At 55.2% G+C, this 6270-nt stretch carries 6 protein-coding genes and 1 pseudogene; all 7 read right to left on the bottom strand.

The genetic code is table 11. From position 1 onward, the window contains the following. Positions 1-500: 500 nt before the first annotated feature. Positions 501-1670 (bottom strand): Xaa-Pro peptidase family protein, encoded by a 1170-nt coding sequence (locus KIP88_RS40360; protein WP_214493699.1) that lies wholly within the window; start codon positions 1668-1670, stop codon positions 501-503. Between the two features lie 214 nt (positions 1671-1884). Then, a complete protein-coding gene (locus KIP88_RS48720; RefSeq protein WP_214493705.1) occupies positions 1885-2070 on the bottom strand; it encodes a hypothetical protein in 186 nt (61 codons plus the stop codon). A gap of 6 nt (positions 2071-2076) precedes the next feature. Continuing rightward, a pseudogene (locus KIP88_RS40370) lies at positions 2077-2921 on the bottom strand (extracellular solute-binding protein); the annotation flags it as partial. 69 nt (positions 2922-2990) lie between these two features. Further along, positions 2991-3191, bottom strand: a complete 201-nt coding sequence (locus KIP88_RS48725; RefSeq protein ID WP_214493701.1) for a TOBE domain-containing protein — start codon at positions 3189-3191, stop codon at positions 2991-2993. After that, positions 3148-3480 (bottom strand): hypothetical protein, encoded by a 333-nt coding sequence (locus KIP88_RS40380; RefSeq protein ID WP_214493702.1) that lies wholly within the window; start codon positions 3478-3480, stop codon positions 3148-3150. The genes KIP88_RS48725 and KIP88_RS40380 overlap by 44 nt, the downstream gene beginning before the upstream one ends. A gap of 14 nt (positions 3481-3494) precedes the next feature. After that, positions 3495-4241, bottom strand: coding sequence for an ABC transporter permease (locus KIP88_RS40385; RefSeq protein WP_214493703.1), 747 nt, complete (start codon positions 4239-4241; stop codon positions 3495-3497). After that, positions 4231-5112, bottom strand: coding sequence for an ABC transporter permease (locus KIP88_RS40390; RefSeq protein ID WP_214493704.1), 882 nt, complete (start codon positions 5110-5112; stop codon positions 4231-4233). The genes KIP88_RS40385 and KIP88_RS40390 overlap by 11 nt, the downstream gene beginning before the upstream one ends. Between the last annotated feature and the right edge of the window lie 1158 nt (positions 5113-6270).

Genomic DNA, 6270 nt, shown 5'->3' on the forward strand with positions numbered 1-6270 from the left:
CCATGATTAAGAGACTTCCGATTCCCATTGATATCTCACGGAAACTTTTTCATCTGATACAATTTCGCTCATTGCAGATCAATGGCTTACAGCTAAAACTCGAACTGCGAGGTGCGCCCCTGGTTGGCGGGTCGACGCATCCGACGTCTCGGGGCTTGAAGTCGGAGGTCCGCTACAGCGCGAGTGTTCGGTGGCAATCACACGCCAGAGAAAGGAGCAGCGGTTTTCTACTCCGCGGGTTCCAGGTTCGAGTCCTGCTAGGGATCGCCAACGCCGGAATCGGGGCGTGAAATTGTTGCAAAAGGCGCCTCTCAGTTAGCCCCCCTTTAGAACCACTGCACATCCGAGTCCCTAGCTCCAAGTCGGGGATACGCTACAGCATTCCTCGAGCGATACTTCGTCCCCTTATTTGGTTTGAGCCATCCTCTACGCAAAGCCTGCAGGCTCGGGATCGCCGTGCCTGCAGGCGGGCAGCAATTGTTGTGACGTTGCGTTCCGAATCAAACCTCGAACAGCTCGCGCGGCAACTTCGTGAATGATTCACCGCCAGCGTCGGTAACACGAAACGTTTCACTGATCACATAGCCGACATCTTCATCGATCCAGTTTCCAAGCATGAGGTGAAAAGTCATGTTTGGCTTCAGGATGGTCATATCACCTTCCTTCAGGCTGGCCGTCGGTTCTGTCCAATCGATCCCGACCGCGTAACCGCACCGCGACTCCTTCTCGAAACCATGCTTTCTAAGCGTGGTGTTGAAAGCCACCGCGACATCGCTACAGGTCTTCCCGGTCTTGGCCGCGGCAAGTGCAGCTTCCAAACCAGCGACCTCTCCTTCATGCAGCCGCCGGATATGGTCCGACGGTTTGCCAATCGACATCGTACGCATCAGCGGGGATGTATAGCCGTGGCGTACACCGCTAAATTCGAGGTTGATCTGTGAACCCTGTTGGAAGACGTCCTCGGTCCAGCGAATGTGACACGTAGACGTGCGCGGCGTAGAGCACAGAAAAAAGCTCGCGATATCGGTGCCGGGCTTACCGTTAGAGCCGCGTACCAGCGTCGCAATGATCTCCGCGGATGCATCGGCTTCGCGCACGCCCGTCCGAATAACTTCCTTCGCTCTGAGCATTCCGGCGTCGGAAATGGCGGCGGCTTCGCGCATCATCGCAATTTCCAGATCCGATTTCACGCCACGAGTCCAGGTAACGGCATTGGTGCAATCGACAATTTTCGCTTCGGCCGCTCGAGACTTGAACTTCTCGACGGTCAAAGCCGGCAAGAACCTCGCTTCAAGGCCGATCCCCTTACGGCCAAGCCCCTTGTCCAAAATGAAGTCGATTATCGCATCGTATCCGTCTTGGTCAGGATTGGCGATGAGCGCTTCTGGGTAGCCAATCACATGGCTCCGATCGATAAACATCTGGTGGATTGCCGATGGTCCGTCCATACGGCGTGTAATGAAGGTCGGCTCTTCATCCTTTAAAGACACGACCAAACCTTGAGGCACATATCCGGACTTTGACGTGTATCCTGAAAGGTATGTGATGTTGGCTGGGGTCGTGACCACCAGCACTTCAACCTCACGTCGCTCCATCTCCGACTTAACGGCAGTCAATCTTCGTAGATACTCAGAGCGGGGGAACGCCTGCGAGCCTTTTGGCATTGCCATAGTTTCAACTCCTTCCGTGAAATACTGGGCTTTTCTGTTGTGTTCTGGATTGGACCAATGCGCGCATATTCGGTTCTTTCCGAAGATCGGAGCGACTTACCTTTCGCGGCGGCGTGGCCAGCTTCGCCAGAACCCCGAAAGGGGCCCGCGAAATCGAAAAAGACTAACGATCCAAACGTTGATGCGGAGGTGATCCCCCGCAGGCTTGGAATTGCTAGCCTCTTAGCTCCTTGGTCATCCTCTCTCCGAGCGCTCCGCCTTGCTCCATGAAGGCCCTCCAGTCGATCGGCCTCTTCAATGCCGCCCGCTCCCGAGAATTGATAAGGACGTCCGCCGCGAGATCGCCGAGCGCCACATCAGTGGTGGGCCCGTAGCGGAGCGCTTTCGGGACGGCGAGCATGCCTTGATCGGAAAGAAGCTGATTGATGTAGGCTAGTGCAGCCTCCTTGTTGCGACATCCTCGCACGAGGTTCGTGTAAGAAGTGACGGCGTAAATGCCCTCTCGCGCGACAACCGTTTCCAATGGCGTTCCCGATTTCCGCGCCTCATAGGCCCGACCATCCCACAACGTACCTGCCTGCGCCTCACCATGTGTAAAGGCCTGGAGTTGGGAGGTGTCGCGACAATGTTGTCCTTTGCTGCGGCGATTATTTTGAAAGCTGGATCCATATTCGCCAACGACCCGCCATTGCCTTCGGCAAGAGCAAGCAAGACCATCCACCCCGTATAGTTATTGGCGGGCATGGTCGAAACCTTCCCCTTCAAGTCGGGCCGAGCGATGTCCGAAAAGGAGGTCAGCGGCGGCTTAACCGTATTCGAGTTGTAGACGGGCACGATCGACGCAACGCTAAATGGCGCACCGTAGTCGCCGAATTCACGAAAACCTGGAAGGACACGCGAAAGATTGGGAGCATCTGAAGCGACGAAGGTCTCCAATATGCCTCCCGCAATGGCCTGAGGTATGAGCGGGCTATCCGCCATCAAAAGATCAATGTGCGGGTTGCTTTTATTGGAAAGAAGCTTCGCTATGTCGGCAGAAGGGCTCGAGGGGATATATTCGATCTTGAGGCCGGTGCTTTCTTCAAGAGGCTTCGCCACGCCCTCAATGAGAGCCTTATCGTAGGTGCCTCCGTAGCCATTGATCCGAAGCGTCACTCCGGAAAACTTCTTCTGCTGAGCGTGCACTGCTGGCGCTGCCACCGCCGCAAGAGCCGAGGCGGCACCTAGTGCAAGAAAGTCTCGTCTTCTCATGAACTCCTCCTATGCAATTCCTGGTTTGCGAAGGCTCGGCGTGATGGTTGGGCAAATCCGCCCCACACGTCATTGAACTGGAGGCACAAAACGGAGGCCTGCTGGGTCAATAGCGACGTCGATCTGCTCCCCAGGCTTGGGCTTTTGGCCAACGGGAAACTGGGTATCCATGACCAGTTTGGAGCCCTCAAGGCGAAGCTGGAGTCGGGTAAGAGCACCGTGATAGTCACTCGCCTCGATCGTCGCCCGGTGAGCGGGCACTCCCGGCATCTCGTGCGCCTTCTTTACATTCTCTGGCCTGATAACGGCGGTAGCCCTTCCTGCCTGGGCGGAAGCTGGCAGCTAACCCGTCATCGGTTCTAAACTTGCCTTCGTCGAGAATCTGCCCCTCCAAGAGAGAGCATTGTCCGATGAACTCAGCGACGAACCGCGTCGCCGGAGCATCGTAGACCTCCTCCGGGCTACCTATCTGCTCCACCGCGCCCTTGTTCATGACGACAATACGGTCGGCGAGCGTGAGGGCCTCGTCTTGATCGTGGGTCACAAAGAGCGTGGTCATTTCCAGACTGCAGATCAGACTATACAGGTCCTCACGAAGACGTACGCGAAGTTGTGCATCAAGGTTGGAGAAGGGTTCATCGAGAAGGAGCACTGTCGGCTGAAGGGCAAGCGCTCGGGCAAGCGCGACGCGTTGAGAGGTTGACATTTCCTAAGGATGTGACGAATGCGAACACGCCAGCGGAAATTATGCCCGGTGCAAGCAGCGGGATTGTTATTGTTCTCAGAACCGTCGCTGGCGTTGCCCGCAAGCTCATTGCGGCCTGTTCGAGATTCCGATCGAATCATACTGGCCGACAGCGTGCGGACGACATAGGGGAGCATCACGACCACATGTCCGATGAGTAGGCCAAGGAAAGTTTCACTTAGGCCGATCCAGACTTGCAGCTGCATCAGCCCAAGGCCCAAGACCACTGCTGGGATCAACAGCGGAGAAAGGATAAAACCTCGTATGAGCTCTTGACCCGAGAAGTTGTGCCGTTCGATTGCAAAGGCTGCTGCGAAGCCGATCAGAAGGGATAGGACTGTCGCAAGCGCAGCCACTTTCAGACTTAGAGTCAGCGAGTCGATGAAGAGTGAGCTCTCCCAAAACGCGTAGTACCAACGCAAGGAGAAGCCCCTCGGCGGGAACCGCATCGCGTCCCCCGATGAAAAGGAAGTCGCGACTACGATAACGCCGGGAAGTATGAGCGTAAGATACACGAGCGCACGAACTAGCTTGCCTACCCCAGCCAGTATTCTGTCCATATTTTCACCGAACATGGAGGTCTCTCGTGAGCGGACGAATGATGGTCGCGTTTAGGGCCGCCATAAGTCCGAACCCTACAGCGAGCAGAATGAAGGCCATCGCGGCGCCAAATGGCCAATTCGATGTCGTCAGGATTTGATCATAAATAAATCCACCAACCATTTGGGCACGTGGCCCGCCAACCAGCCGCGGAGTCACAAATGCAGAAACGGCCATTACGAAAATCAGAGACAATCCTGCCAGGATGCCTGGTGTTGAGAGAGGAATTATTACTTTTATGAATGTTCGCACGCGATTTGCACGCAGACTCGTCGAAGCCTGCTCAAGAACAGGATCTATTTGCATGACAACATTCATCACAGAAAGGATCATGAATGGCAAAAATTGCTGAATTAGAACGATTACAACTGCAGTACGATTGAATAGTAGCTGCTGCGGACTAGACACGATCCCCAGCCACAAAAGAATATTATTGACCAAGCCTTGCCGACCCAACAGCACTAGCCATCCAAATACAACCACTACTAGACTCAATGTCAAAGGTACGATCACCATTAGCACGCGTAGCCGACGTTTAGCTGGTGGGTGGCGGGCGAGGGAATAGCCAACAAGAAAACCAAGAACCAAGCATCCAAGGCAAACAATCAGCGCGTAGGTCACTGTCTCCCCAAGCACCGACAAGTACAGCGAGTTCCCAAAGAACTTCACGTACTGATCGAGCGAGTAACCTTCTGCTCCGATGGTCGTGCTGCCAGCATAGAAGCTTATCCGCAGGACGATGCCGACTGGGATCAACAGAAAAATAATAAGGGTAAAGAGCGCCGGCACCAGGAGCAGCAACCAGTATTTTTTCTCACCTTCCGACTCAGCCGTGGACGAATTCATCCCGATTCCCCGGAGGAAGTTGTTGCACCCCACGCTTATCCGTCGTCCCCTGCACTCAAGCGAGCACTAAACAGGACACGCGCGCTCCTTGGAGGCTATAGTCACCAATCCCCGCGTCACCATGGTTAGAGGTTAACGGCAAGGGGCGATGTAAAAGGCGTAAAATTGCGGAACACGGCGCAGAATTTCTGCGCATATTTTAGCAACACGCTGCAATTAAGCTCAAATCGCGGTCTGCGCGGAAGCTCCGAAAGCTTAGCACGTCTGCGTTAGCGCTACTCCGCCCGCCAGCCCGATGCGAAGCTTCCCGGTAGCAAAAGAAGCATTGGCGTAATGGCAGCGAGCGATCTTTTCGGCGGCCCCTGCTCAGCCCGAAGGTACCAACCTTTTTGACGCGTCGCACACCACCGTGGGTGCCTGCGACCGAAGTGTTCACGCGCTGCTTCCCAGTTGCGAACCAGATCGGCGAATTCATTTACAATTTCTGGCTCGGTAATACCCTTCGCCGCGCTGCGCACAAGAACGCCCATGCCCTCGGTTACGTCGAGCTCTAGTTGCATCATCCGCAGCTAGCCAAATCCGAGCGCACTATTCCATTGCGAGAGTGTGTTTCATGCGCACTTGTGTGAAACTGTTTGGCACTGAGCGCGGCCAGCCTCGCGCTGCTCTGGTCGATTCTGCTCACCTTTGCCTTCAGTTAAGGCGAACGCGCCGTGTCGTTTCGCCGTTAGACGCGATACGGCCATGGCTAACGGCATCAAATGCTGTATCGGATACACGCATGGGCTAAAGTCTGGGTGGAAGCGAACGCCCTGAGCGAGCCCCCCTCATCAACGTGAATCACTGGAGCCGAAAACCGCAACCGGTACGGCGCACTCAGCAGCAATAGAAAAAGCGCCCTACCGGTTTCGTAGCTGGCGGCGGTTCGGCTGCTTCTTGAACCCGTCATGATCAGCGTGCCTTCGGTCGTGCAGACGGACCATAGCCAGTTATGTCCTCGCCGCTTTAGGAAAACCTCAAAGACAAAGGAAATCGATCAGACATAAACAAGACTGCAGGCCATTTCCGAAGATCGGGGTTTTCCCTCCTTAGATCTCCAGGGCTACTTTCAAGCGAGCTCTCTCCAACCGACGCCTGAGCACAGTAAGCCTACTAGAC

Origin of the sequence: Bradyrhizobium sp. SRL28, assembly GCF_018596315.1 — a bacterium.
Classification (GTDB): Bacteria; Pseudomonadota; Alphaproteobacteria; order Rhizobiales; family Xanthobacteraceae; genus Bradyrhizobium.